This window comes from Streptomyces sp. NPDC002324, assembly GCF_053593335.1.
In genome coordinates, this window is the sequence record NZ_JBSFCF010000061.1 from 14008 (window position 1) to 40221 (window position 26214).

The 26214-nt window shown below is 71.8% G+C and carries 23 protein-coding genes and 1 pseudogene; 10 read left to right on the forward strand and 14 right to left on the reverse strand.

All coding sequences use genetic code 11. The features are described 5' to 3' along the window. Positions 1-2 precede the first annotated feature (2 nt). The 4 genes from ACWCRJ_RS42015 to ACWCRJ_RS42030 all read right to left on the reverse strand — a co-directional run bounded on the left by ACWCRJ_RS42015 (position 3) and on the right by ACWCRJ_RS42030 (position 3464). Positions 3-710, reverse strand: coding sequence for an alpha/beta fold hydrolase (locus ACWCRJ_RS42015; protein WP_450944256.1), 708 nt, complete (start codon positions 708-710; stop codon positions 3-5). Positions 711-790: 80 nt separating this feature from the next. Then, entirely contained in the window at positions 791-1201 is a 411-nt protein-coding gene (locus tag ACWCRJ_RS42020; protein WP_450944257.1) for a nuclear transport factor 2 family protein, read from the reverse strand. A 2-nt stretch (positions 1202-1203) separates the two neighbouring features. Beyond that, a complete protein-coding gene (locus tag ACWCRJ_RS42025; protein ID WP_450944258.1) occupies positions 1204-2010 on the reverse strand; it encodes an MBL fold metallo-hydrolase in 807 nt (268 codons plus the stop codon). A gap of 509 nt (positions 2011-2519) precedes the next feature. Continuing rightward, positions 2520-3464 (reverse strand): AraC family transcriptional regulator, encoded by a 945-nt coding sequence (locus ACWCRJ_RS42030; protein ID WP_450944259.1) that lies wholly within the window; start codon positions 3462-3464, stop codon positions 2520-2522. 97 nt (positions 3465-3561) lie between these two features. Here ACWCRJ_RS42030 and ACWCRJ_RS42035 point away from each other — a divergent pair, with 97 nt between their 5' ends. The 5 genes from ACWCRJ_RS42035 (at position 3562) to ACWCRJ_RS42055 (ending at position 8069) form a co-directional block, all read left to right on the forward strand. Continuing rightward, positions 3562-4341, forward strand: a complete 780-nt coding sequence (locus ACWCRJ_RS42035; RefSeq protein WP_450944260.1) for an MBL fold metallo-hydrolase — start codon at positions 3562-3564, stop codon at positions 4339-4341. A 55-nt stretch (positions 4342-4396) separates the two neighbouring features. Next, positions 4397-5050: an NADPH-dependent F420 reductase gene (locus ACWCRJ_RS42040; protein WP_450944261.1), complete on the forward strand. Its 654-nt coding sequence runs from the start codon at positions 4397-4399 to the stop codon at positions 5048-5050. 113 nt (positions 5051-5163) lie between these two features. After that, entirely contained in the window at positions 5164-6105 is a 942-nt protein-coding gene (locus ACWCRJ_RS42045; RefSeq protein WP_450944262.1) for an SMP-30/gluconolactonase/LRE family protein, read from the forward strand. Between the two features lie 91 nt (positions 6106-6196). Beyond that, positions 6197-7468: a multidrug effflux MFS transporter gene (locus ACWCRJ_RS42050; RefSeq protein WP_450944263.1), complete on the forward strand. Its 1272-nt coding sequence runs from the start codon at positions 6197-6199 to the stop codon at positions 7466-7468. 76 nt (positions 7469-7544) lie between these two features. Next, a complete protein-coding gene (locus tag ACWCRJ_RS42055) occupies positions 7545-8069 on the forward strand; it encodes a MarR family winged helix-turn-helix transcriptional regulator (RefSeq protein WP_450944264.1) in 525 nt (174 codons plus the stop codon). On the opposite strand, the gene ACWCRJ_RS42060 is transcribed toward ACWCRJ_RS42055, so the two are convergent. Both ACWCRJ_RS42060 and ACWCRJ_RS42065 read right to left on the reverse strand, forming a co-directional pair. Then, the gene (locus ACWCRJ_RS42060) at positions 8036-8752 is read right to left on the reverse strand and encodes a DUF5701 family protein (RefSeq protein ID WP_450944265.1); all 717 of its coding nucleotides are present in this window, start codon (positions 8750-8752) and stop codon (positions 8036-8038) included. The two genes, ACWCRJ_RS42055 and ACWCRJ_RS42060, sit on opposite strands and share 34 nt — an antisense overlap. 76 nt (positions 8753-8828) lie before the next feature. After that, on the reverse strand, positions 8829-9851 hold the full coding sequence (locus tag ACWCRJ_RS42065) for a sulfotransferase (protein ID WP_450944266.1): 1023 nt from the start codon (positions 9849-9851) through the stop codon (positions 8829-8831). A gap of 24 nt (positions 9852-9875) precedes the next feature. On the opposite strand from ACWCRJ_RS42065, the gene ACWCRJ_RS42070 reads away from it, so the two are divergent. Beyond that, positions 9876-10175, forward strand: a complete 300-nt coding sequence (locus tag ACWCRJ_RS42070; RefSeq protein WP_450944267.1) for a hypothetical protein — start codon at positions 9876-9878, stop codon at positions 10173-10175. Positions 10176-10339: 164 nt separating this feature from the next. Then, positions 10340-11155 (forward strand): SAM-dependent methyltransferase, encoded by an 816-nt coding sequence (locus ACWCRJ_RS42075; protein ID WP_450944268.1) that lies wholly within the window; start codon positions 10340-10342, stop codon positions 11153-11155. Positions 11156-11187: 32 nt separating this feature from the next. Here ACWCRJ_RS42075 and ACWCRJ_RS42080 read toward each other — a convergent pair whose 3' ends face one another. The 3 genes from ACWCRJ_RS42080 to ACWCRJ_RS42090 form a co-directional block, all read right to left on the reverse strand. Further along, positions 11188-12966 (reverse strand): ABC transporter permease subunit, encoded by a 1779-nt coding sequence (locus ACWCRJ_RS42080; protein ID WP_450944269.1) that lies wholly within the window; start codon positions 12964-12966, stop codon positions 11188-11190. A gap of 6 nt (positions 12967-12972) precedes the next feature. Then, positions 12973-14496: an ABC transporter substrate-binding protein gene (locus tag ACWCRJ_RS42085; protein WP_450944270.1), complete on the reverse strand. Its 1524-nt coding sequence runs from the start codon at positions 14494-14496 to the stop codon at positions 12973-12975. A 139-nt stretch (positions 14497-14635) separates the two neighbouring features. Further along, positions 14636-15343 (reverse strand): N-acetyltransferase, encoded by a 708-nt coding sequence (locus ACWCRJ_RS42090; protein WP_450944271.1) that lies wholly within the window; start codon positions 15341-15343, stop codon positions 14636-14638. Positions 15344-15438: 95 nt separating this feature from the next. On the opposite strand from ACWCRJ_RS42090, the gene ACWCRJ_RS42095 reads away from it, so the two are divergent. After that, positions 15439-15777: a hypothetical protein gene (locus tag ACWCRJ_RS42095; RefSeq protein ID WP_450944272.1), complete on the forward strand. Its 339-nt coding sequence runs from the start codon at positions 15439-15441 to the stop codon at positions 15775-15777. Here the strand turns inward: ACWCRJ_RS42095 and ACWCRJ_RS42100 are convergent. From ACWCRJ_RS42100 to ACWCRJ_RS42120, 5 genes are all read right to left on the reverse strand, one after another. Beyond that, a complete protein-coding gene (locus ACWCRJ_RS42100; RefSeq protein ID WP_450944273.1) occupies positions 15764-17557 on the reverse strand; it encodes an amylo-alpha-1,6-glucosidase in 1794 nt (597 codons plus the stop codon). The genes ACWCRJ_RS42095 and ACWCRJ_RS42100 overlap by 14 nt on opposite strands. Positions 17558-17605: 48 nt before the next feature. Further along, positions 17606-18421 (reverse strand): carbohydrate ABC transporter permease, encoded by an 816-nt coding sequence (locus ACWCRJ_RS42105; RefSeq protein ID WP_450944274.1) that lies wholly within the window; start codon positions 18419-18421, stop codon positions 17606-17608. Next, positions 18418-19335: a carbohydrate ABC transporter permease gene (locus tag ACWCRJ_RS42110; RefSeq protein WP_450944275.1), complete on the reverse strand. Its 918-nt coding sequence runs from the start codon at positions 19333-19335 to the stop codon at positions 18418-18420. Before ACWCRJ_RS42110 ends, ACWCRJ_RS42105 begins: the two co-directional genes overlap by 4 nt. Before the next feature lie 17 nt (positions 19336-19352). Continuing rightward, positions 19353-20600: a sugar ABC transporter substrate-binding protein gene (locus ACWCRJ_RS42115; protein ID WP_450944276.1), complete on the reverse strand. Its 1248-nt coding sequence runs from the start codon at positions 20598-20600 to the stop codon at positions 19353-19355. Between the two features lie 157 nt (positions 20601-20757). Beyond that, the gene (locus tag ACWCRJ_RS42120) at positions 20758-21804 is read right to left on the reverse strand and encodes a LacI family DNA-binding transcriptional regulator (RefSeq protein WP_450944277.1); all 1047 of its coding nucleotides are present in this window, start codon (positions 21802-21804) and stop codon (positions 20758-20760) included. A gap of 412 nt (positions 21805-22216) precedes the next feature. Between ACWCRJ_RS42120 and ACWCRJ_RS42125 the strand changes: the two genes are divergently transcribed. Next, positions 22217-25879, forward strand: coding sequence for a LamG-like jellyroll fold domain-containing protein (locus ACWCRJ_RS42125; protein WP_450944278.1), 3663 nt, complete (start codon positions 22217-22219; stop codon positions 25877-25879). A gap of 174 nt (positions 25880-26053) precedes the next feature. Further along, positions 26054-26214 (forward strand): annotated as a pseudogene (locus tag ACWCRJ_RS42130) (serine hydroxymethyltransferase); the annotation flags it as partial.

The following is a 26214-nucleotide window of genomic DNA, read 5'->3' on the forward strand; positions in this document are numbered from 1 at the left end:
CCTCACCGGCGACCAGGGCCGGCGGCGGCCCGTGCGACGGCCGCGGCGAGGACGTCGGCGACCTCATCGGTGTGGGACAGGTGCGGTGAGTGCCCCGAGGCGACCCGTGCGCTGTGGGCCGCACGCGCGGCCCACAGCTCCTGGACCCGGGGCGGCAGCGCCGGGTCCTCGGTGGCCACCACATAGGTCAGCGGGACCCGGGCGGGCGCGGCGCCCAGTTTCTCGGTGAAGGCGCGCAGCCCCTGCCAGTTGAGGCGCTTGACGGCCTCCGCCGTGAGGGCCGGGTCCACCCCGCTGAAGACGGATTCCTCCGCGTCCCCGGCCTTGACGGCGAGCCCGTCGGGCGAGTGGATCCAGGTGGGCGGGAAGTCGCCGCCCATCCACTCCGTCATCGAGGTGCCGGGCTCCAGCGCGAACGCCGCCAGGTACACCAGTTCGGCCACCTGGCGCTCCTCGGCTGCGGCCCAGGTGGCGGGGACTCCGCCGTAGGAGTGCGCGGCCAGCACGACGGGCCCGCCCACGGCCTCGATCGCCGCGCGCACCACGGCGACGTCCTCCGTGAGTCCCTGGGCGGCGGCACTGTCCGGGTTGCTGCTGGGGAGTTGCACGGCGGACGAGGCGATGCCACGGGCGGTGAGCCGCTCGCGCAGCGGCTCGAAGATCCACGGGGTGTGCATCGCTCCGTGCACCAGTACGACGGTCGGATTCACGGGAACATCCTCGGGTGGGGGCGTACGCCGTGACACGGGCGCGCTGCGTCGCGGTGCCACGGCGTACGGGCGTGCGGAGGTCAGTCGGTCATGGCGTCGCGGACGAGGGCGGTGTCGACGAACTGCTCGAAGCGGACGATGAGTCCGCCGCGTACGACGAAGTGGTGCGCGACCCGGACGTCGATCCGCTTGCCGGTGGCCTTGTTGGCGGCGGTGTAGCGGGCCAGGACGACGACGTTCTCGCCGTCCACGACGTAGGTGTCGTCGTGGGCCGCCCAGCCGTCCCACTCCTTGCCCAGCTGCTCCATCACGTTCGAGGTGACGCCGTCGGGGGTGCGGTAGGTGCCGGCCAGGGGGAAGCCGGCCATCTCCGTCCACTCCACGTCGGGGGCGAGGGTGGCGCGCAGGGCTTCCAGGTCGCCCGCGGCGGACGCCAGGTACTGCCGGCGTACGACGTCGGCGGGTGCGGCCGAGGTGGCGAAGTCGCTCATGGTCAGCCCCACTTCATCTCGCCCTTGGCGACCTTCGCGCCGATCTGGGCGGCGATCAGCATGCCGTTGTCCGGGTAGCGCTTGATGAGCGCCTCGGTCAGCGCGGCCCCGTCGGCGGCCTTGCCCAGCTCCTCCTCGAAGGCGAGGAGGTAGTCACGGGTGGCGGTGATGGCGGAGGCGTCGGCGGCGGTGCCGGGCAGGCGGTGGCCGGGTACGACGAGCCGCGGGTCGAGGGCGGCCATCTCCGCCAGCAGGTCGATCCAGGCGGCGCGGTCGTCGGAGGTGGCGGTGTCGGCGACCCAGACGTGCTCCTGCTGGAACAGCAGGACACCGCCGAGCAGCGCGCGGGACTCCGCCTGCCACAGGTAGTGGCGGTCGGGCAGGCCGGCCGAGCCGCCCTTGAGCTGGAAGGTGTGGCCCTCCAGGGTGAGGTCGCCGGTGAGCGGCTGGAGGTCGACCAGGCGGGTGGGCAGGTTCGGGCCGAGCGCGGCCCAGGCCTTGAGCTTGCCCTCGTAGGAGTGCCGGATGTGCTCGATGACGATCGGGGTGGCGACGAACACCGCGTCGGGGAAGGCGTCGGCGACGACCTCGGCGCCGAAGTAGAAGTCGGGGTCGGCGTGGGAGACGAACACGGTGGTGAGCGTCTTGCCGGAGTCGAGGATCTCGGCGGCCAGGCGGTGCCCGTCGGCGCGGGTGAAGGCCGCGTCCACCAGCAGCGCCTCGCTCTCGCCGGTGACCAGAGTGGCGGTCTTGTTCTTGCTGCCGGCCGGGAAGTCCAGGTCGATGACCTTGAAGTCGAGGGTGCTCATGATGATTCCTTCGAGAGGGGGCGTGGCCGAAGTCGCGGGGGGGGAGCCCTCGTGACGAGGGGGTGCCGCCCGTCGGACGCGGCGGCTCTCGCGACAACATTACCTGACTCGTCAGGTATTCCCATGATCGGACGAGGTTCATCACCCGCGTGTCGCCGACGCGCGCCCGGGGCACGGTCAACGACCCGCCCTCGCCCTCACTCCGGCCGATTCTTCGCCGCTCCCCGTGAACCGCGCGAGAGACCCCGGGTCAAGAACTCACCAATACCGCGACCGTCCGGACACATCCGTGGCCCGGCCCCGAGACCTGGCCCGGACCACGCGGTCAAGCTTCGATCTCCTGCGTCCCGGCCGGCGACACCAGCGCGTTACCGGCGGTAGGTTCCCGCTGCCCCTCTCACTTCCGCACAGGAGTACCGCACCAAGCGCTGACACACGCCCCGGTACCGAACGCGCGGTGGTGGCCTCCTCGGCCGCCGCCGAGCGTTCGCGCGTTCTCCTACGAGTGCCTACGCGCGGCCCTGACTCTGGTGCGTCTGCCGGAAGGCGCCGGGAGTGACGCCGGTGTGGCGGGTGAAGAACTTGCCGAAGTTGGTGGGTTCGGGGAAACCGAGGCGGCGGGCGATGGTGGCCACCGGCTCGTCGGTGTGGGCGAGCAGCCGCTGTGCCTCCAGGGCGACGCGGCCGTCGATGACGGGCTTGACGGGCTGTCCGGTGGCGGCGACGCAGGCGCGGGTGAGGGTCTTGACGGTGTAGCCGAGGTGGTGGGCGTAGTCGGCGGCGCGCCGGGTGGTGGCGTACGAGCGTTCCAGCTCGGCGCGGAAACGGGCGTAGACCTCGCCGCCGGCCTGCGGGCCGGCGCCGCTGTCGGGGTGGGGCAGCCGGTCGATCTGCAACAGCACGGTCGCCAGCAGCAGTTGAAGGATCTCCGCCGACACGCTCTGGGCCGGCCGGCCGTACTCGGCCCGGATCTGGCCCATCAGCGTGGACAGCACCGCGTAGGTCGGGCTCGCGCCCAGCTGCCGGCACGCCGACCCGTACCACTCGTCGACCAGCCGGTCCGCGCTGCTGGTGTGGGGCGGGAAGGCCGCCGTGAACAGCAGGAGCGTGCCGTTGGCCGTGCCCGGCCGGACGAAGCTCTGCACCTGGCCGGGACGGACCCACAGGAGCGTGCCGGGGCGGCACGGATAGGTCACGAAGTCGATCGCGTGTTCGCCGCTGCCCTCGGTGACAAGGGTGAGCGTGTGGAAGTCGACCCGGTGCACCAGATCGGGCCGCCTGCCCCTGCGCCGGCGCCGCTCGTGCAGGGTCGCCAGGTCGATGACCTCGAAGCCGGGGACGTGCTCCTCGGGCGGATCGAAGTCGAGCCGAAGGATGGGACCGCCGGGGGACACGTCGGCGCCGTCCGGACGCGCGGGAAGCATCACGATCTCCAGATGTCCTCGATCTACCATGCCCTGTCGCCAGGGTATCTCGTCCGCCTGCGGTTTTCCGAAGAGAGTGGAGGACGTCAAGGCGGCGCGACGCCGCCCCTACCGCAGGGAGCACCTCATGAACGGCACGGTCACGGTCCTCGACAGGGGCGCGGTCCGCATCCACAGCTACATGTCCCCGGCCGACACCTTCCACACCACCACCCAGCTGATCGAGACCCCCGCCCGGATCATCGCGATCGACGCCCAGCTCCTGCCCGCCTACGCCGACGAGGCCATCACCTACGCCCGAGGCCTCGGCAAGCCCCTCGACCGCCTGATCGTCACCCACGCCCACCCCGACCACTACAACGGCGCCGCCCGCTTCGACGTACCCGTCCACGCCCTGCCCCAGGTCCGGGAACAGATCATCGCCCGCGGCGACAGCCACCTGCCCACCGGCCAGGTCATCCCCCTCACCGACTTCACCCCCACCGTCGACCTCACCCCCGGCACCGAGACCATCGACGGCGTCCCCTTCGTCTTCGAGGCCGTCTCCGGCGGCGAGGCCGCCGACGAACTCCTCGTCAAGCTCCCCGAACAAGGCGTCCTCGTCGCCCAGGACCTCGTCTACAACGACGTCCACCTCTACCTCGGCAACAACGACATCACCGGCTGGGAACACGCCCTGGACCTCCTCGCCGCCCAGACCGGCTACGACACCGTCCTCGCCGGCCACGGCCTGCCCACCGGCCCCGAGATCTACCAGGACATCCGCCGCTACCTCACCGACGCCCACGAACTCCTCGGCGACGACGGCGACGCGTACAAGAAGGCCATCGTCGACCGCTACCCCACCCATGTCGGCCCGTTCATCATCGACATCGCCAACCGCTCCCTCTTCCCCGCCGGCAACTGAGCCCGGACCAGGCCGAGCAGTACCGCACCCACCATCGCGAAAGGCGCCGACCCTCATGAAGATCACCATCGTCGGAGCGGGCGGCATGGCCCGCGGCATCGCCACCCGTGCCCTGGCGGGCGGCCACGAGGTCACGATCACCGCCAAGGACCCCGCCAAGGCCATGGCGCTCGTCGAGGAGCTGCGCGCCGGGGACGCCGGCGGGGGCAGCACTGCCGTCGCCGCCGACGACTCCGCCGTGGACGGCGCGGACATCGTGGTCCTCGCGGTGCCCTTCGGCGCGGCCGAGCAGCTCACGGCCCGCTACGGAACACGGCTGAGCGGCAAGGTGCTGGTCGACATCAGCAACCCGGTCGACGCCGCGTTCGACGCCCTCGTCGTCGCCCCCGGCACCTCCGCCGCCGAGCGGATCGCCGAAGCCGCCGCGCCGGGCACCCGCGTCGTCAAGGCCTTCAACACCACGTTCGCCACCACCCTCGTCGCCGCACAGGTGGACGGCACCCCGCTCGACGTCTTCATCGCCGGCGACGACGAGGCCGCACGCAAGCAGGTCGCGGACCTGGTCACCTCCGGCGGGCTCAACCCGGTCGACGTCGGCGCGCTCGGGCACGCGCGCGAGCTGGAGGGCTTCCAGCTGCTGCACATGGCACTGCAGCTCCGCGAAGGCGGCCACGGCTGGGCGAGCACGATCAAGATCGTCGCCCCCTGAGCCGGCCGACCCGCCTGCCCTCATCACCTCAACGCTCCGCCCTGTCACCGGTCATGCCAAGGGCCGGCAACGGAGCGTCCCCTCCCACCGACCCGCTTCAGGAGAACCGACCCGTGCACGCCCGCTCCTCGCTCACCGTCCTCGCGACGGCCGTGGCCCTGCTGGCCACCGCGACGACCGCCACCGCGGCCACCGAACCCGTCTCCCGGCCCCGCGTCGCGGCCCACTTCGACCTGGCCGCCGGGCAACAGCCCGAGAACATCACCGTCGGCCGTGACGGAGTCGCCTGTCTGACCTTCTCCTTCGCCCGGCAGATCGTCCGCGTCACCCCGTCCGGCCGCACACACGTCCTGGCCACCCTGCCGGCGCCGGCGAAGCCCCACACCCCCAACCTGGGCAAGGCGTTCGTCGGCGGCATCGCCCGCGCCGACGACGGCACCCTCTACGTCACCTACGCCACCGGCACCGCCGACCTCACCGGCATCTGGGCCGTCCGCCCCGGCGGCCGCCCGCAGCGCATCGCGGCCCTCCCCGCCGACGGACTGCCCAACGGCCTGGCCCTCGACCGGCGCACCCACCGCCTGTACGCCACCGACTCCGTGCACGGTGTCATCTACCGCGTTCCCGCCAAGGGCGGGAACGCGACCGTGTGGGCCGACGGCAAGGCGCTGAAGCCCACCACCTTCGCCGGCGCCAACGGCCTGAAGCTGCACAACGGCGCCGTCTGGGCCACCAACCTCGACCGGGGCACCGTCCTGCGCATCCCGGTGACCGCGCGGGGCAGGGCCGGAAAGATCGAGGTCCACGCGAGCGGCATGCCGTACATCGACGACTTCGCCTTCACCGGCCGCGGCGACACCCTCCTCGCCGCCCGCGACGACAACGAGGTCGACCTCGTACGCCCCGACGGCACGCACACCGCCGTCCTCACCGCGGCCGACGGCCTGCGGACGCCCACCTCCATCGCGGTCCACGACCACACGGTGTACGTCCCGAGCGCCGCCTACCTCACGAACGAGGACCCCAACCTCCTGCTGGCCCACCTCGACCGCTGACACGGCAACTCCCCCTCCCCGGCCCCCTCCGCGGCCTCGGCACCGAGGCCGCGGAGCGGCACCGCGCCCGTCCACACCCCCGGGAACACCCATGTCCGAGACACCCCGGACCACCGAGACCCCGCAACGCCACCGCCCCGGCCCGCGGCCGCCCGGCCGCCTGGGCCGTCCGGCCCTCGTCCTGGTCCTGGGGTCGCTGACCGCGCTCGGTCCGCTCACCGTCGACCTCTATCTGCCGGCCCTCCCCCAGGTCGGCGACGACCTGCACATCTCACAGGCCGTCACCCAGCTGACCCTGACCGCCTTCATGATCGGCATCGGCGTGGGCCAGCTGGTCATCGGCCCGCTCAGCGACGCCCTCGGCCGACGGCGGCCCCTGCTGGCGGGGTTGGCGGTGTACGTCGCGGCGGGCGCCGTGTGCGCGCTCGCGCCGAGCCCCGGGGCTCTCATCTCCATGCGTCTGGTCCAGGGCCTGGCCGGAGCCGCCGGCATCGTCATCGCCCGCGCCGTGGTCCGGGACCTGTACGACGGACTCGCCGCCGCCCGGCTGCTGTCGGCCCTGATGCTGGTGTCGGGCACCGCACCGATCGTCGCCCCCGTGCTCGGTGCCCAGCTGCTGCGCCTGACCTCGTGGCGCGGTGTCTTCGCCGCCCTGACCCTGCTGGGCCTGGTCGTCCTGGCCGTCACCGCGACGCGTCTGTCCGAAAGCCTGCCGACCACGCGCCGCCGCTCCGGCGGACTGCCCGCCACCCTGCGCACCATGCGCGGCCTGCTCCGCGACAGCGGTTTCACCGGCTATCTGCTCACCGGCAGCCTCGGCTTCGCCGCGCTGTTCGCCTACATCGCCGGCTCCTCCTTCACCCTGCAGCAGATCTACGGCGCCTCCCCGCAGACGTACAGCCTGATCTTCGCCGTCAACTCGCTCGGCATGGTCGTCACCGGCCGGCTCAACGGCACGTTTCTGCTCGGCCGCTTCCCCTCGCACCGCGTCCTGGCGGCCGGCCTGGCGCTGCTCGGTGCCGCGGGGACCGCCCTGGTTCTCCTGGTCGGCGCCACCCACGCGGGCCTGCCCTGGATCGCCGCCGCGTTGTTCCTCACCGCCTGCCCGGTCGGCATGATCCTGCCCACCACCACAGCGCTGTGCCTGCAACGCGCCCCCCACGCGGCGGGCAGCGCCTCCGCCCTCCTGGGCAGCACCCAGTTCCTCATGGGGGCGCTCGCTCCCGCCCTCGCCGGCCTCGGCGGCCGGACCACCGCCCTGCCCATGGCCGTGTCGGTCCTCGGCCTCGCGCTGGCCGCGACGGGCAGCTTCCTCGCCCTGTGCCGCCCCTGGCGGCCGGCCCCCGACCCGCTGGCCGGGTGAACCGCCGGCTCCTCACGGGGATTCGCCCCCTCCCTCACCGACGCGTCGAACGCCTCAAGGAAACGAGCCCTCCCCCATGAAGGAAGCCCCCGGCACGGCTGACGTCCGGGCCTGCGAGACCCTCGCCCGGTTCAGCCGTCTGCTCGAAACCTCGGTGAGCCGGACCCTGCGGCGGGAGTTCGGAATCGCCTGGGAGGAACTCGCGGTCCTGTCCCTCCTGCACGCCTCCCCGTACCGCTTCCTGCACATCACCGATGTCGCCGCGTCGCTCGCCTTCTCCCGTAGCCGGGCCTCCCGTTGCGTCTCCCGTCAGGAACTCCTGGGACGGCTCACCCGCTCACGCTGCCCCCGAGACGCGCGCGCGACCCATGTGACCCTCACCGACGAGGGTGCGGCCCTCGTCCACCGGAGCAGCGGCACCTACGAGGCCGCCGTGCGCGGCGGCCTCGCCCGGCTCCGCGTCGGACCGGCGCAGTTGACGGATCTGACGGACCGACTCGCACCCCTCACCGAGCGGTACGGCCGACCGGAGCCACGCGGCACGTGCGCCGGCCACCGGCGGCCGGGTCACACACCGGCCGGCGGGAGCCCCGTCTCCTGACGGTCCAGCGCCCCGCGCCTCGTCGCGGAGGCGAAGCCCAGCCAGGTGTGCCGGTTGCCCCACCAGCACCAGCCGACCTTGGGGGCGTCGCGGCGCTCGACGCCTTCGCGCCCGGTGCCGTTGCTGATCCAGACCGCCGGGGTCCGGGCGTCCAGCGTGCCGTTCTCCTTGCGCAGCCGGGAGCCGAGGGTCATGAAGCAGTGGTTGCGCTCCAGGACCGCCGGTTGCTGGAGCACCCAGTGGATGCCCTCGGTGAGCAGCAGCGGGGTCCGGTCCTCCTCGGCGAGCGCGGGCAACGCCTCCTCCGGGCTCGAGTTGCTCAGGTGATCGCCCCGGTCGAGACCGGTGACGAGGTAGAGGCGGGCGTCGGGCACCTCCACGGCACAGGGCGTGAAGCGGTCGACGTCGGACATGTCGGTGACGACGAAGCCCGGCTTGTCGCCCCGGCGGAGCAGCGGCGCGAGCGCGGAGGCCGGGACGAGGTCCGGGTGGACCGCGAGCATGACGCCGTCGCCGGGCGCCGGTGCGGCCGCGGCCTCGACGCTCTCGGCGAAGGTACGGACCTCGTCGGCGGAGAGTCCGGCGAGTTCGTGCACGCCCAGCTCGATCAGTCGCTCGGCCTGCGCGCTCGGGGTCGGAAGTGCGGGGAGGACTACGGAGGTTGCGGGCGTGGACTTCGGCACGATGCTCCCAGGAGTAGGACGAGGTGCGGACTGGAAGGCAACGAGGCGGCCCACCCGATTGTTCCCGCCCGCCGTGCTATGCCCGCAGGACCCGCTCGCCCGGTGCGCACGCGGCCCGCAGTGCGGCGAGTTCGGCCGCGGGCAGGGTGCGGGCGGAGCCGCGCCGACCGTGGTCCAGCAGGGCGGACGAGGTGTGCAGCCACCGGGGCAGCGGGGCCACGCCGATGAAGCCGGCCAGCCGGGTCAGCTCGTGGGCGGGGTCGTCCAGCAGGTCCTCGTAGGCGAGGGTGGCGCGCCGGTCGCAGGGGAGACCGGCGAGGAACTCCGTTCCCTCGGTGACGAGTTCGGACCACAGTGCGCCGAAGGTCCGCACGGGGATGTGGCGGTCGCGTACGAGCGCGGGATCGAAGCGTTCGTCGAGCAGGGGCGCCAGGTCAGGGGGCAGTGCGCGGAGGTGCTCGGAGGTCAGCTCGGCGAAGCTGTCGATGCCGGACCGTGTCTTGATCTCCCGGAGCAGCAGGATCGCGCGGTAGCCGGGGTGACGGCTCATGGACAGGGCGCAGTCCGGGCCGTCGCGGACCATGTGCACGAACTTGGCGTCCGGGAAGGCCGCCCGCAGTCCCGGCGCCCAGCCGGTCGAGTAGCCGGAGCGCTCCACGACGGCGGTGCGTGCGAACCGGACGCAGAGCAGCCCGAACAGGGCCCGGTGGTGCTCGGCGGCGGTGCGCCTCGGCCACCGGGGCACCTCCGCACGGAGTTCGTCGAGCAGTCCGTCCGGATCGTCGGTCAGGTGGGGCAGCACCATCAGGGAGAGCGCGGGAATGCCCGTCGTCTCCGCCGTGTACCTGCCGGGGCGGCGGGTGTAGAGGAACTCCGGCAGGGGAACCCCGCTGCGGATCATCCGCTCGAAATGCGGGGCGGGCCGGAAGAGCGCCTGCCAGAACTCCTCGCCGTCCACCTCCCCCGGCGGGAAGGACGCGTCGCCCACCGAGGCCATGTACTCGTTCAGACTGAGCACGTCCGGGTGGGCGTTGAGGATGCGGGACAGCGCGGTCGAGCCGCTGCGCCCGGTACCGAAGACGAAGGTCGGAGAACGCATGATCCCCCTATTATGATCTTGGTCATGACTGTGCAGAGCTCCGACAAGACACTTTCCCGCAAACAGCGACTCCAGGAGAAGCAGCGCCGCCAGTTGGCGGTCGTCGACACCGTGGACAAGGCCGAGGTCAAGGTCCGCAAGGCGGAGACCGAACTGGCCGTGGCCGTCACCGAGGCCGTGCAGATGTTCGGTGACGAGGACTCCGCGTCCGAGGCGCTCGACATGTCGGTCGAGGCGATCCGGCGCTTCCTCCGCATGGCACAGGACGAGGCCACGGGCGCCGACCACGTCACCGAAGCGGCGGAAGCGGCCGCTGCTTCCTGAGCGGGCCCCGGAATGAGGCATGCGGCGCGGCCGCCGAGCCGTCCGTCCGTCCGTCCGTCGGAAGCCCGCGTACCTCGCCGTGGGAGGCTGACGCCACATGACGCCGGCGCGGGTGTCGACCGCCCGCGCCCACCGCACCCTCAAACGTGCGAAGAGAGGACGACGTGAGCGAGAGCCAGGCCGACACGACCCCGCCGAAGCAGCCCGACACCACGACCGCGCACAACGCCCGTGTCTGGAACTACTGGCAGGGCGGCACGGACAACCACCCGGTCGACCGGCAGGTCGGTGATCACGTCGCCGGCATGATCCCCGTCATCCGTGACATCGCGTCCGCGGACCGTCGGTTCCTCACCCGCGCCGTGCGTCATCTCGCCGAGGAACACGGGATACGGCAGTTCCTCGACATCGGCTCCGGCCTGCCCGCGCTGGAGAACACCCACGAGATCGCCCAGCGCGTCGCGCCCTCGTCGAGGATCGTGTACGTCGACCACGACCCGGTCGTCCTCGCGGCCGCCCGCACCCGTCTGACCAGCACAGACGAAGGCGCCGTCGTCTACATCGACGCCGATGCGCACGACCCGGACACCATTCTGCGCATCGCCGGCCGGACGCTCGACCTCGCCGAGCCCGTCGCCCTGATGCTCCTCGGCATCCTCAACTTCGTCCTCGACGACACCGAGGCACGGGCCGTCGCGCGCCGGCTGCTGGAGCCGCTCGCCCCCGGCAGCTTCCTCGTGCTGACCCACCCCACCACCGAGCCCGAACTCGGCGGCGACCTCCAGACGGCGGCGATGGAGTTCTGGAACGCCAACGCCGAGCCGCCGGTCACCGCACGCTCCGCCGCCGAGGTCGGCCGGTACTTCGACGGCCTCACCCTCCTGGAACCGGGCCTCGTCTCCTGCTCCCGGTGGCGCCCCGATCCCGGCGACGAGGCCGTGGTCGTACCCCAGTTGGGGGCGGTGGCGCGCAAGCGCTGACACCGCCCGGCCTCGCCCGCCCGTGGCCCCCGTCAGGTGGCGGCGGGTGCCGTCCCGGGCCGGGTACGGGTCCATGCCGTCGCGGAGACGGACAGGACCGAGAGGAGGACGAGGGCGGCGGCCGGGCCCAGGACGGTCCAGGGGGCCAGCTCCACGTAGGGCTGGTTCTCCGAGAGCAGACGGCCCCACTCCGGCGTGGGCGGCTGTTCGCCCAGGCCGAGGAAGCCGAGAGAGGCCAGCACGAGGACCGTGGTGGGCAGGCGCAGCAGGGCGTTGCGCACCAGCGCGGGCAGGACCGCGGGCAGCAGGTGGTGGCGCAGGAGGTAGGAGGGGCCCGCGCCGAAGGAGACCGACGCCAGCAGGTGGCCGCTGGCCCGTTCCTGTTCGAGCAGGGCGGCCGCCTGCGCGGCGTACGGCGTCCAGGCCACCAGGCACACCGCGCACGCGGCGCCCCAGACCGACGGCCCGGTCACCGCGGTCGTGAGAAGGCCGGCGAGGACGGCCGGCAGGGTCGCCACGATGTCGGTCAGCCCCGCCCCCACCTGGGTCGCCGTCCCGATGACCAGTCCGACGAGGGCGCTGACCACGGTCACCATGAGGGCCGCCCCGATCGTGCGCACGGCCCCGTGGCCCAGCCGGGCCAGCAGATCGCGGCCGAGCGAGTCGGTGCCGAGGGGATGCGCGCAGGACGGGGGCAGCAGCCGGGCCGTCGTCTCCACGTGCAAGGGGTCGCGCAGGAGACCGGACACCACCAGGGCGAGCAGGGCGACCGCACAGCATCCGACGACCCAGGGCAGCGACCGTGTCCGGGCGAGCGCGGGCGGGTGCAGGGCGGGCAGGGCGCCGTCCCGCAGGGCCGGGCCGAGCAGGGCGTGGCGCACCGCCCGGACCACGAAGCCGGCGCAGACGCCGAGCAGGACCAGGGCCAGTGTCGCGGTCTGCAGCGGCGGCAGGTCCTGGGCGACGGCCGCGTCCAGCGCGAGACGGCCGAGGCCCGGGATGTCGAAGATCTTCTCCACCGCGACCGCGCCGCCGACCAGGGCGACGACGGTCGGCAGGAGCTGGGGGAGCACCCCGGCCAGGGCGCGGCGCAGCGCGGTGCGGGCGATGCGGCCGCCGCGATGTCCGCAGGCGCGCCAGGTGCGTGCCCACGGCTCGTTGAAGGCCGCCGGCAGGGACTGGTCGAGCAGGCCGCCGATCATCGCCCCCGAGGGCACGCCGAGGGCGAGGGCGGGCAGCACCATCGACCGCGGGCCCTCCCACCCCTGCGAGGGGAACCAGCCAAGCCACACCCCGCACACCGTCGCCAGCAGTGAGGCGAGCAGGAACTTGGGCAGCGCGGCGAGGACGGCGGCGCCGATGCCCGCACGCTTGTGCCGCAGCCTTCGCCGCGCACCAAGGCGCAGGGTGCGGGCACAGACGAGCGCGGCCACCACGACGGTCACCGCCAGTGCGCCGAGCATGAGCGTGACGGAGACCGCGAGGGCGGTCGTCACCTGCGGCAGCACCGGTTCACCCGACACCCAGGAGACGCCCGCGTCCCCGCGCGCCAGTCCGCCCGCCCATCGGGCGAGATGGGCGGACGGCCCCTCGTCCAGGCCCAGTTGCTCACGTACGGCGCTCAACTGGGCCGGGGTCGGGTCCTGGTCGGCGGAGCGGGCGCGCAGGACGGTCAGCGCGGGGTCGACACCGGACAGCCAGGGCAGGAAGGCGACGGCGGCCAGCAGGGCGCCTCCCGCCGTGATCCGGCCGGCCCCCGCGCGCCACCGGGTCGGGAGGCCCTGGGCGCCGGCCGGCGACATGGTGCTCATCGGCGGCTACTTCAGGTGGGTGTCGGCGTCGACGAGGGAGCGCTCGCGGGGGTCGAGCAGGACGCCCTCGACGTTGTCGGAGATGCCCTGTACGACCTTCTCGTGGACGAGGGGGACGACGGCGTCGGTGCGCAGGATCTCCGCCTCGGCCCGCATGATCTTCTTCTGCCGCTCCGCCGTGTCGCCTTCCGCGGCGGCGGACTTGATGGCCGCGTCGACCTCGGCGTCCTTCAGGCCCGCGATGTTGTAGACGCCGTCACCGGTGAAGTCGCTGGCGAGGTAGGCCACCGCGTCGCCGGTGTCGAGGAGCGTGACCCGGGAGAAGACGAGGGCGTCGTACCTGCCGGCGAGGAGGTCGGCCTCCATCTGCGTGTACTCGCGTACGTCCTGCTTCACGGTGAACCCGGCCTTCTCCAGCTGCTGCTGGAGGACGGAGGCGGCCTCGGGGAGTTCGGCGCGGTTGGTGTATGTGGCCAGACGCAGGGTCTTGCCCTTCGTCTCCGCCTTGACCTCGGCGGTGGTCGCGGCCTTCGCCCGGCCGGTCACCTCGACCCGCTCGTCGGCGGCCCAGGCAACGGCCGGGCCGAACAGCCCCTGCGCGGGGTCGGCGTATCCGCCGAAGACGGAGTCGACGAGGACACCGCCGTCCACGGCCGCACGGGCGGCGGCCCGCAGGCCCGTGTCGGCGAGGAGGCCACCGCCGGTGTTGAGGATCAGGCTGTCGGTGCGCACGGACGGCACTTCGTGGCGGGTGTTCTCGTCGAGGAGCTTCGCCTGGGCGGTGGGGATCCATTCGGCGATGTCCACGTCGCCGCCGCGCAGGGCGTTGGCGCGGGCGGTGCCGTCGGCGATCCAGCTGACGTCGATGCCGGAGGTCTTGGCCTTGCCGCCCCAGTAGCCGTCGTAACGGTCGAGGGTGGCCTTCGTCTTTCCGGTCAGCTTGGTGATCCTGAACGGGCCGGTGCCGGTGCCGACGGGGCTGACGGTGCCGTCGTCGGCGTACGCCTTCTCGGCGAGGATGCCGAGGGCGGGGCTGGCGAGCCGCAGCGGGAGGACCGGGTCGGCCGTCTTGGTGGTGAGCGTGACGGTGTCGGCGTCGTCCGCCACGGCGGTCAGCGTGACGTCGCTGAGGACGCGCGGCTTGGTCGTGGCCCTGTTCGCGTGGTCGAGCGCGTCGACGACCGACTCGGCGGTGACGTCGGTGCCGTCCTGGAAGGTGGCCTTGCGCAGCTGGAAAACCCAGGTCGTGTCGTTCTTCCGTGTCCAGGACTTCGCCAGGGCGGGCGCGGCGGCGCCGTCCTCGTCCAGGGCGGTGAGGCCTTCGGCCACGGAGAGCTTGCTGAGCACGGTGGCGTCGTTGCTGTACGGCGACAGGGCCTGCACCGGCGGCACCGCGAGGGCGATCCGCAGGCGCCCGCCCGCTCCCGACTCCCCGCTCGCGCCCGAGCCGTTCCCTCCGGCGGCGAAACAGCCGGAGAGCATCGGGGTGAGGGCGAGGGCCACCAGAAGACGGCGGGAAGTGGTGCGCATGGTCGGTCCTGTCTTGCGGCGGGCGGATCGCGCCCCCGGTGCGCGGCTGCGGCATCCGGGGGTATCGATCACACAATATAAGGGCAGCCTTACCAAACTCTCACCGGGTGGGAGTATCGGGCCCGCGGTGCACGGGACGTCAGGCGCCGTGCTGCCAGTGGCGGTCGGTGCAGGTCAGTTCCCGGAAGCCCGCCGAGGTCAGGTGGCCGATCGAGGTGCCGTCGTCGCGGGCGGTCTCGCAGACGGTCTCGTAGGCGAGGAGGCGCTCCACGCCGCACAGCCGGAGCCAGTCGGCGGCCTCCCCCAGAAGCCGGTGTTCCAGGCCGTCGCCGTACGCCGACGGGTCGATGTGCAGATTGCCGATGTCGGCCAGTCGCACGCCCCTGGTGTGGCGTTCGGGGCGGGACAGGGCGGTGTCTGTCTCGATGAAGCCCCGTGCGCGGCCGGCCGCGTACGCCGTGAAGCGTGTGCCGCACTCCCCCAGCGTGCGCTCGACGGTGACGTCCGGCCCCGGCCGGTGCGGCGGCAGGTCGGACACGTACGCGATCAGGATGACCTCGGTGTCCCCCACCTGCCGAAAGCCCGCGCGTCGGTAGAGGGCGCGGATGTGCGGCCAGGTGCGGGGCAGCCCGTGGACGCCGGGCGCGGGAAGCTCGCCGCTCGCGTACCGGGCTCGTACGTCCCAGCGGGACAACTGGGTCAGGCACGCGCTCATCAGCAGGTCGGCGACGGCCTCGGAGTCCGGCCGGAACGAGGCGGGCGGATGGTGGACGAACCAGTTGATCTCGCCGCGGTCGCGGAGGTGCGGGCAGACTTCGTCGTCGGCCCGGTAGGGGTCGCGAAGCACCCGCGTCTCGTTGCTACGCTCACCGTCCGCGCGGCGATAGGTGAACGGTGACGGAAGCGGGGCCGACGAGCCCTCCGAGGCCCTGGTTCAGGGGCATGGTGCACGGCGTTCTCTTCGGGGGACTGACCGCGGTGGTGTCCCTGACCGCCGTCGGGCGGGCCTGGGCCGCCTGTGACGTCGGCAGCGGTCCCGCCGATGTCATGACGCTGTTGCTCCTCGCCCCCTTCGTGTGGATCGCGGCCGCGGCCGCGTGGACCGTCCCGTACGGCACCCTCGGCCGGCGCCGTCCCGGTGCGGCCCTGGCCGTGGGGCTCGTCCTCGCCCTGGTGTCCAGCTGGTTCCTCGTGACCTGGCTCGGCATGCCCGACGGCTACCCCGACCCCGTGTGCCCGGGGAACGTCCCGCCCTGGTGGCCGGGGTTCATCCCGGCGTGACCTGGTGGAGCGGCCCGGGGGCGGCCTCGGCGGTGGCCGGCGCCTCGCCCCTCCCGTGGGTCTCATGGGCCTCGGCGAGGAGGAGGTAGCTGCTGGCGGTCCAGGTGTAGGCGCGGTCGCGCAGGCCCGTTCCGGTGAGGGCGTCGAAGTTCTCGGCGAAGCCGTGGGTTTCGCACAGGGTGCGGAAGCGGGCGCTGATCTCGTCCGCGAGGTGGTGGTGGCCGGCGCGGCGCAGGCCGTCCTCGATGAGGACGGTGGCGGGGGCCCAGATCGGGCCGCGCCAGTAGCCGTCGGGGAGGTAGTGGGGTGAGGTCGGGAGTTCGGTGGCGAGGCCGTACGGGGTCAGATGGGCCTCGACGCGGTCGGCCAGGGCGCGGCTGACGGCGGGCGGCAGATGCTCGCCCAACACGAGGGGCATCAGGTCGAGAAGGCTGGAGCTGTGCCAGGTCTCGCCGCTCGCGACCCCCTGGGTGACGAACCGGTCGCCGGTCCAGAGGTGGTCGAGCATCGCCGTGCGGGTCGTGTCGGCGGCCAGCGTCCATCGGCGGGCGTCGTCCGGTCGGTCCAACCGCGTTGCCAGTTCGGCCAGTTCGTGCAGCTGGAGGACGAGGAAGGCGGCCAGGTCGGCGGTGACGACCACGCGTTCGGGGTCGAAGGCGGTGGCGTTGTCCCAGCCGCTGTCGTTGCCGTGCTGGTAGTGGGGCAGCGCGGCGCCGGGGGCGCGTCGTGCGGTGAGCCAGAAGGCCGTCCAGCGTTCCAGCCGGTCGTAGGTCTCGGCCAGTTCGGCCGGGTCCTGGGGCGTGCTCAGCCGACGGCGCAGCCGGGCGTGGGTCCAGCCGTGGATGGGGGGTTTGACGAAGTTGTGGAGGACCTCGGAGTGGGTGACCGAGTCGGGCAGGGCGCCGGTCTCGTCCTGGTGGTCGAAGGGCAGGTGGAACTGGTCCCGGGCCAGTCCGGGCAGGCCGGGCGCCAGGGCGAGGGCGTTGAAGCAGTGGTCCCAGCTCCAGACCTTGTCCATCCAGTGCTTGGACATCAGCACTGCGGGCCGGGTGACCAGGCCCGCCGGGCGGACGGTCGCGGACCACACGACGTAGGCGGCGAGTTCGGCGGCCGGGGTGGCCGCCGTACGCCAGGGAGCCACCGTGTCGACGAACTTCGCGAAGGCGTCCCGCGCCGCTTCGACGACCTCGCCGAAAGCCGCCGTCGACGCGAACGGGCGGCGGGCCGTGTCGAGTTCCTCGACCGCGACCTCCCAGTGGCCGTCCGGCCCGGCGGTGACGGTGAGGCCCCGGTCCGCGCTCCCGAGGGCCTGCCCGCCGAACACGTCGGCGACCGTGCCGTCGAGCACGGTGACGCGGTAACGGCGTCCGGTCTCGTACGACGTGAACACATGGGCCCCGGCGGCCGCGTCGTGGAAGAAGTAGGTGCCGCTGAACGGGGTCAGTGTGCGGGCCGCAGCGCAGAGGCGCAGGGAGAGTCCCTCGCCGCGCAGCCGTACGGTGTCCGGCGACTCGTAGGCGAGATCGACCCGGCCGCCCGCGCCGGACCAGCTCAGCAGCCCCGGTGTCGCCTCCACGTGCGTCTCGGCCCGCTCGCCCGTGGCGGAGTCGAGCGGCACGAGGCGCAGGACGGCGTGCATGCCGTTCTGGTGCGACACCAGGTGGAGGTCATCGGCGTACGTCTTCTCCGCCAGGACCGGGGAGATGTCGAACCAGGAGCCGTGGGTGCTGAACGGGATGTCGTCGAGGGAGAAGGACGGGCCGGGTCGTGCGGCGGTCATGGAGGGCGACTCGTTTCTCGAAGCGGGAGTGCGGGGGGAAGGGGGAGTTCAGTCCTTGACGGCGCCGGCGGTCACGCCCGCGGCGACGTAGCGCTGGGCGAGGACGAGGATGACGGCGGCCGGCAGGGAGGCCAGGACGGCGGTGGCCATGATGGCGTTCCACTCCTGGTTGTTGTTGCCGATGTAGTGGTAGATGCCGAGGGTGATGGGCTCGTGGGTGCCGCCGCTTGCCAGGGTGGCGGCGAAGACGAAGTCGGACCAGGACCACAGGAACGCGAACAGCGAGACGGTGACGACCGAGTTGCGGCTCATGGGCAGGACGATCGACCGGAAGGTGCGCAGTGGCCCGGCTCCGTCCATCTGCGCGGCCTGGAGCAGTTCGCCGGGGATGCCGGACATGAAGGCGGTGAAGATGAGGACGGCGAAGGGGACGGCCAGGGTGGAGTCGGCGACGATCAGGCCGGGGACGGACTGGAGCAGGCCGAGCTGGAGGTAGATGGCGTAGAAGCCCATCGCCATGATGATGCCGGGGATCATCTGGGCGGCGAGCAGCACGAAGCCGAGCACTCCGCCGCCGCGCGGGCGCAGTCTGGCCAGCGCGTAGCCGGCGGGTGCGGCGAGGGCCACGGTCAGGACGACGGTGCCGAGGCCGACGACGAGGCTGGTGCCGAGATAGGGCAACTGCTCGTCCAGCACTGTGCGGTAGCCGTCCAGTGTGCCGTGGGCGGGGAAGAGGTCGGGTGGGCTCTTGCGCATGTCCTGGTCGCGGGTGAAGGACACGTTGAGCATCCAGTACACCGGGAACAGCATGATCGCGGTGAGCGCGACCCCCACGAGGGTCTTCCATGGACTGCGGCGCGTCATGACAGTGCCTGCTTTCGCTGGACCCGGACATGGATCAGGCCGAAGACCAGGGCGGCGACGACGAGCAGGTTGCCGACGGCCGCGCCGGGGCCGAAGGCGGGCAGGAGATTGCCGAAGCCGAGCTGGTAGGACCAGGTGGCGAAGGTGGTGGAGGAATCTGCCGGGCCGCCCTTGGTCATGATCCAGATGATGTCGAAGACCTTGAGCGTGTAGACCAGTCCGAGCAGCAGCGTGATCGCGGAGACCGGGCGCAGCAGGGGGAAGGTGATCCGCCAGAAGCGCTGCCAGGCGTTCGCCCCGTCGAGGGCGGCGGCCTCGTACAGGCCGGCCGGGACGGACTGCAGCCCGCTGTGGAGGACGACCAGGTTGAAGGGGACGCCGATCCAGATGTTGGCGATGATCACCGAGGTCAGCGACCAGGTGGGTGAGGTGAGCCAGTTGACGGGGTCGACGCCCACGACACCCAGCGCCGTGTTGACGATGCCGGAGTCGCTGTTCAGCATCCACGACCAGGTGGAGGCCGACACGATCAGCGGCAGCAGCCAGGGGACGAGGAACAGGGCCCGCAGGGTGGCGGAGAGCTTGAAGTGCTGGTTGAAGAAGACCGCGAGGGCGAGACCGAGGGCGTACTGGAAGAACAGGCACACGGCGGTGAAGACGACGGTGTGCAGCAGAGCGGGCGCGAAGGTCGGGTCGTCGAGGACGGTCCGGTAGTTCGCCAGGCCGGTGAACGGCGCGTCGCCCTGGACGAAGGAGCGGACGGTGTAGTCGCGCAGGCTCAGGTCGAGGTTGCGGTAGAGCGGATAGGCGTAGAAGAGGGCGAGGTAGAGGGTGACGGGGGTGAGGAAGGCCCAGGCGGTCCACTGCGGGGACACCGGGCGGCGGCGCCGGGCCTGTGTCGTGACCCTCGTCAACCTGTGCTGCACCGCGGTCACTTGACCGCGGCCTGGGCTGCGCTCAGCGCGTTCTTCGGGGACTCGGCACCGCTGAGAGCCGACTGGACGGCCTTCCACAACTGCTCTGAGATCTTCGGGTACCTGGTGCCCAGATCGTCACTGGTGCGCCCCTTGGCCGCCTTGACCGCCTCCACCCAGGGCTTCAGCTGGGCGTTCGCCGCCACCTGCTTGTCCTGGACCTCGCCGGTGGGGGCCACATAGGACAGGGTGGTGTCCGTGTCGAACAGGTTCTCCGTGCCGGTCAGGCAGGAGACCAGCTTGCGTGAGGTGGCGTAGCGGCCGGTGTCGCCCTGGACGGGGACGGTGACGAACTCGCCGCCGGTCGGGGCGGCGGCGTTCCCACCGGAAGCGCCGGGCACGGGAATGACGCCGTAGTCGAAGCCGGCCTTCTCCGCGTTGGCCAGCTGCCAGGTGCCGTTCTCCGCGAACGCGTAGTCGCCCGTCGCGAACTCCTGCCAGCTGGTGGTCTGGGTGTTGTTGATGACCGAGTTCGGGGCATAGCCCTTGTCCAGCCAGTTCTTCCACAGCGTCAGCGCGGACACCGCCTCCGCCGAGCCGACGTCGGTCAGCTGTGCTCCCGAGCCCCAGAACCACGGCAGGAACTGGAAGCTGCCCTCCTCCGTGCCGATCGCGGAGAACGTGATGCCCTTCTTCCCCGCCCGGTCGACTTTCGCCAGCGCCGCCGTCAGCGACTTCCAGTCCTTCACCGAGGCGATGTCGACGCCCGCCTTCTTCAGCACCTCCTTGTTGTAGTAGAGGGCGAGGGTGTTCGCGCCGATCGGGGTGCCGTACGTCTTGCCGCCGGACTGGCCGGCCGCGAGCAGGTTGGGATCCACCTGGGAGGTGTCCAGCTTGTTGTCGGCGGTCGAGGTCAGCACGCCCGCCTCGGCCAGCGTCGAGACCACCGGGTTGTCGACGATCAGCACGTCCGCGGAATTGTCCTGCTGCGCCGCGAGGAGCGCCTTGTTCGACAGGTCGCTCGTGTCGAACGCGGTCCGCTTGACCTTCACACCGGCCTGGGCACCGCAGTCGTCGAGCAGCTTCGCCCACGCCGACCCCTTGTCGAACTGCGGGTAGGGGTCCCACACGGTGTACGTGCCGCTGTCGGCGCCCTTGGCGCCGGTGCCGTCCTTGCCGGAGCCGCACGCGGTGGCACCGACGGCGACGGCGAGGGTGGTCAAGGCCGCTGCGGTCAGTCGGCGCCTTCTTGCGGAGCTGTTCATCACGGTTCCTCTGTTTCTGGCATGCGGGTGCCGAGGACATGGGGTCGGCGGGTGCCGAGGACATGGAGTCGCTGAGGGTGGGCGCGCCGGACAGCGCCGGGGGGCGGGGCGGGTGTCCGACGGAGTGAGGAGGAGAAGGAAGAAGAGGGGGCCGGGGTCAGGGCGTCGCGGTGGGCCCGGTGTGCGGGCCGGGCGGGACGCCCGCCGGGCCGGTGCTGGCCCGCAGTGAGATCGGCGGGACGAGCAGGTGGTGCCGGGGCCGTGCGCCGGGCTGGTCGAGCCGTTCCACCAGCAGTTCGACGGCGCGGCGGCCCATCTCGGCCGCGGGGACGTCCGCCGCGGTGAGCTGCGGGGTCACCGTCTCCGCCCACCGGCCGGCCACCACACCCGTGACCGAGAAGTCGCGCGGCACAAGGCGGTCGGCCTGGGCCAGGCCCCGGTAGAGGCCGCCCAGCGCCGCCTCGTTCAGGGTGACCAGGGCGGTGGTGGCCGGATCGTCGTGCAGGATCCGCCGCACACACTCCTGACCGGAAGCCGCGTCGTCACCGCAGCAGTACGTCCGCACGGTCAGCCCACGCTCGGCCGCGGCCTTGGTGAAGCCGTCCAGACCACGGTGCGCCGACTCGTACCCCGCCCGCAGCAACTTCTCCGGCCGGTTCACCAGAGCGATCCGGCGATGGCCCAGGTCCGCCAGGTGGTGCACACAAGCGGCCGCCAGCGCGGTGTGATCCAGACCCACCCACCAGCCGCCCTCGGGACGGGCGGTGCGGCCGATGGCGATGGCAGGGAAGTCCAGAGCGGTGAGGTGATCGACCCGGTCGTCCTCCAGCCGGATCTCCATCAAAATCGCACCGTCGACCCGCCGCTCACCCAGCAGCCGCTGGAAGGAACGGTCACTGTCCACGCCGCTCGGAGAGAGCAGGACGTCGTAGTCGTAGGCCGCGGCGGCCTCCACCACACTGCCGATGAAATCCAGCTGCATACCCGTGTAGTGATTCCCGGCCGGCGGAAAGACCAGGCCGATCGTACTGGTCCGGCCATTGGCCAGAGCACGAGCGCTGGCACTCGGCTGATAGCCCAGCTCGTCGACGACCTGCTGGATCCTGCGGCGGGTGTCCTCCGACACCGGACGCTTGCCGCTCAGCGCGTACGAGACGGTGGAGCGCGACACACCGGCCCGCCGGGCGATCTCACCGATGTTCACGCCGACTCCTAACTCGAACCGGTTCGTCTCCTCCGGGAGAGAGTACCGGTCCGGTGGTCCTGAGGGATGGGACGGACGAGGGGTGCTCGCCGATCGTCGAACCGGTTCGCGTGAAGTGAAGGTAGAAACTGCGAGGGAGCCTGTCAACACCTGGGGCACGTCGTTCGCGACGCGTTCGAGGACCCGGAGAGACCGTGGAAATCCGCCGCGTCGGAGGGATTGCTGGCCTGGAGTCCCGGTGCTAGCTTCGCCGAACCGGTTCGATGAAGTGATCCTTCCGGCACCCGCGAGGGCCGCTTCGCGCGCCCCGGACCCCCTCCGTGCCCTTGCCCGGGCGGCGGCGCATGGACGAGCAGCCGACCGAGGTGGAGCCGACCGGAATTCCGTCACCCGAGGATTGAGGACGCGATCCATGCCATCCGCTGACAGATCCGCCCGGCGCCGAGCACCGGCCGCCGTGGCCCTGACACTCGGCGCGGGCCTGCTGGCCGCACCCGCCGTCCCCGCGCACGCGGCGGACACACCCCCGCCCGCCGCCCGCTACACGTTCGACGAGGACGACCTCGCCTCCGGCCGGATCACCGACAGCTCGGGCAACGGTCTGACGGCGACCCTGGTGAACGGCACCACCGCCCGCTCCGTGGCGGGCGCGGGCGGCGGCAGTGCGCTGGCCCTGCCGGGCGGTGCGCCCACCTCCGACGGCGCGTACGTCCGGCTGCCCCGCGCGGTGATCGGCGACACCAGCGACCTGACGGTCTCCGCCCGCGTGAAGTGGAGCGGCGACAAGGCGTCCTGGCAGCGGATCTTCGACCTGGGCACCAACACGACCAAGTACCTCTTCAGCACCCCCTACAACGGCGACGGGGTGCTGCGTACCGCCGTCACCACCGGCGGCGGGGGCGCGGAAGCACAGGCCGGCGGCTATGCGATGCTGCCCGCCGACGCGTGGAAGACCGTCACCGTCACCCTCGACACCGCCGCCGGCCGGCTCACCACCTACCTCGACGGAGTGGCGGTCTCCTCCGCCGAGACCGACATCAGGGCGAAGGACCTGATGGAAGGTTCGGCCACGGCCGCCGGCTACATCGGCAAGTCCTTCTGGCCGGACCCGCTGCTCAAGGGCGCGATCGACGACTTCACCGTGTGGCACGCGGCGCTCAGCCCCGCGCAGGTGGCCGGTACCGTCGGGGACGTGCCGACCCTCCGGGAACCCTCGAAGACGTCCTTCGAGGTCCGCACCACGACCGGGACCGCCCCCGCGCTCCCCGCCACCGTCCGCTCCTCCTTCTCCGACGGCTACGACCGTGACGCGCCCGTCGCCTGGGACGCCGTACCGTCCGAGAAGTACGACCGGCCGGGGACGTTCACCGTGGCGGGGACCACGGCCGGGCGGGCCGTGAAGGCGACCGTCACGGTGGTGCGCGAGGGACAGCTCACCGTCGACCTCGGCTCGGACACCGGCGCGTTCCACGGCGGCGCGTCCGGCACCCTCTACGGCGTGTACGGACCGGACGTCCCCACCAACAACCTGATGGAGGGCATGGGCCTGCGCACGGTCTCCACCAAGGCGCAGGACGGCCCGCAGCACCCGGGGGCCGACGCGCTGGAGGTGGTGAAGCCGCTGGCCGACTCCACCGACGGCGATGTGTACATCTACATGACCGACATCCACCGCGGCTTCCCGTACCAGTGGCCGGGCGACACCCCGCAGGAGAAGCTCAGGCTCTACGAGAAGAAGATCGCCACCCAGGTCGACCAGGTCCTGAAGCTGCCGAAGAAGTACCAGGGCAACATCGTCTTCGTGCCGTACAACGAGCCCGAGGGCAACATGTTCGGCACCGGTGAGTGGAGTTACGACAAGGTCAGCTGGCTCACCGACCCGGACGACTTCTTCGCCGCCTGGGACGGCACCTACCGGCTCATCAAGGAGAAGATGCCGGACGCCCGCATCGCCGGCCCCAACACCAGCGTCCTCTACGACCAGGTGAAGGGCTTCCTCCAGCACACCGTGGCCGCCGGCACCCTCCCGGAGGTGATCACCTGGCACGAGCTGAGCCACCCCGAGGCGGTGCGCGCGAGCGTCGCCAAGTACCGGGGCTGGGAGAAGGAGGTGTTCAAGGGCACCGACAAGGAAGGCACCGAACTGCCCGTCAACATCAACGAGTACGCCTTCAACTACCACACCTCCGTCCCCGGCCAGATGATCCAGTGGGTGTCCGCGATCGAGGAGTCCAAGGTGGACGCCGACATCGCGTACTGGAACATCGACGGCAACCTCTCCGACTCCGCGGTGCAGTCGAACCGCGGCAACGGGCAGTGGTGGCTGCTGAACTCCTACGCCTCGATGAGCGGCCACACGGTGAAGGTGACCCCGCCGTTCCCCGGCGAGAACTACACCATGCAGGGCGTCGCCACACTGGACGACAAGCGCAAGCAGGCCCGGCTGGTCTTCGGCGGGTCCACCGGCAAGGGCCACATCACCTTCGCGGACGTCCCGAAGAAGCTGTTCGGGGAGCGCGTGCACGCCTGGGTGCGGGAGATCGAGTGGACCGGACAGCTCGGCGACTCCTCCGGCCCGAAGCTGCTCACCGAGACGGACCTGCGGGTCGGTGACGACGGCACGGTCGTCGTCGGCTTCGGCGACGGCGCGCTGCCGGCGCTGAAGGAGTCGTCGGCGTACGAGATCGTCCTCAGCCCGGCCGGGAAGGCGAAGGGCACCCAGACCCCGCCCGCTTCCTGGAAGGCGTCCTACGAGGCGGAGGCCGCCGCCCACACCGGGTCCGGCTACTCCAAGAACGGCCCGGAGGGTTCCCCTCGCGACGTGTCGAAGTTCTACACCTCGGGCGGCTACGACGTCGGCGGTCTGCGCACCGGTTCGGACGTCACCCTCGACTTCGCGGTGGACGTGCCCGAGGACGGCACCTACGACCTGAGCGTCTTCGCCAACTCCCTCAACACCTTCGACAAGGTGAAGGAGCAGGGCCCCACGAACGTCTTCCTCCGCGTGGACGGCAAGGCGGACGGCGAGCAGGAGCTGCATCTGCCGCTCGGCTACAAGTGGGTGGTGTGGGACCACGCCGACACGAAGGTGCGCCTCACGAAGGGCAGGCACACCCTGACGCTCGCCGCCCGGAGCCTCGACGGCAAGCGCGTCACCCAGGGAGACGCCATCGTCGACCGCCTCACCCTGTCCCTTCCCGACCCCTCGGCCGAAACCCAGGTCTACGAGGGCGAGTTGGCCTGGCCGGCCAAGGGCGCGCAGCCCGTCTACGAGCTGCCCAAGAAGACCGAGGCCCCCACCACCGGCTCGGGCGCGATGCGGCTCACGAAGGACCAGACCGCCACGTTCTGGGTCTACTCCCCCGCGGAGCGCGAGGCGACTCTCAAGGTCGACGCCCTCGACACCATGAAAGCCCGGCTCTCCGTCAACGGACACGACGTCCTGCGCCTGACCAAGACCAAGAACAGCGTGGCCGTCTCCCTGTCGGGCGGGGTCAACAAGGTGACGGTCACCGGCCGTTCGGCCACCACCCTCCTCGACCGTCTCACGGTCACGCCGACGGAAGACTCGCTCCCGACGCGTACGTACGAGGCGAAGGACGCGAAACTCGCGGGCTCGGCCACGCTCACGCCGCTGTCCCTGGCGACCGACGGCACGGCGATCAGCGGGATCGGCGGCGACCCGGGCAACGGCAACACGGCGACCTTCACCGTCACCGCGGACCGGGCCGGCCTTCACGCCCTGCGCATCCGCTACTCCAACCCCGAGCAGTCCGAGGCCACCCACTACAACCCGGACCCGCTCGCCCGCCACGCCGACCTCACCGTCAACGGCGGCGAGACCCGACGCGTCGGCTTCCCGCACAGCTTCCACCGCAACAACTTCTGGGAGCTGACCGTCCCGGTCGACCTCAAGAAGGGCCGCAACACCCTCACCCTGCGCTCCGAGGAGCTGCCCGACTTCGACGGCACCACCTACGCCTCGGACACCTTCCCCGGCGTGCTGCTCCGCTCGCGCTACGCGCCGCTGATCGACCGGATCACCGTGGCGCCGTACGCGGGCGAGCCGCGATGAGCTGAGCGGTGAAGCGCCCGGTCCGTCGTGGTCGACGGGCCGGGCGCTTCGTCGTCGGAGCGCCGGTTCTCCGTCGACGCCCTTGACCGGGCCCCGCCCCTCTTGGACCATGTTGCGTATCGCTCTACATGTTGCTCAATACGCACCGCCGGCTGAGAAGACGAGGTCGTACGCATGTCGCTTCTGAACACACCCCTGCACGAGCTGGACCCCGAGGTCGCCGCCGCCGTCGACGCCGAACTGCACCGCCAGCAGTCCACCCTGGAGATGATCGCCTCCGAGAACTTCGCCCCCCTCGCCGTCATGGAGGCCCAGGGCACCGTCCTCACCAACAA